Here is a 493-nt window from a genome sequence, read left to right as displayed (position 1 = left end):
ATTTGAAGATGCACTTCCTCAAGTTCTCAGATCGGAAAATAAAGGGTCTAACATACCAAATGCTTATGAAACTCTTTTGGTCATGCTTTAGCTTGGTTTGGCATTGTAGATTAAATCATTTGGCATGTCTTATTAAAGTGTTTTCATGTTAATCTAAAATTGATTTTTCCATTCCCTTAATAATGTAAATGTCTGAATTTCATCTGTATTTGCTATTTTATATTCTGTTGATATTGCGACTTGAGTCTCATTTAGATGACAACGTAGGAACGGGTTTATGGCTTTTTCTGTCGCGATTGTGCTAGGAATAGTAGGTATGTTTTGAGAGCGTAATTGATCGACTTTATGGGAGTAATGAACCAACTGTAAATTATTGGGTGTGACATGTAAGGCGAAATCGAGATTAGATTGAGTATATTCGTGAGCACAAAAAACTTGGGTTTGGTCGGGTAAATTTGCCAACTTGGTTAACGATTGCAGCATTTGTGTCGCA

1 protein-coding gene is annotated in these 493 nt (G+C 35.5%); it reads right to left on the bottom strand.

The genetic code is table 11. From position 1 onward, the window contains the following. Positions 1-153 precede the first annotated feature (153 nt). Positions 154-493: hydroxyacylglutathione hydrolase C-terminal domain-containing protein (locus H5202_RS23670; RefSeq protein ID WP_272490490.1), on the bottom strand; the 340-nt coding region annotated here is incomplete at its 5' end.

Source organism: Shewanella sp. SG41-4, assembly GCF_014164505.1.
Lineage (GTDB): Bacteria > Pseudomonadota > Gammaproteobacteria > Enterobacterales > Shewanellaceae > Shewanella.
Note: the sequence above shows the minus strand (reverse complement) of the source record. Positions and strands in the feature narration are given on the sequence as shown.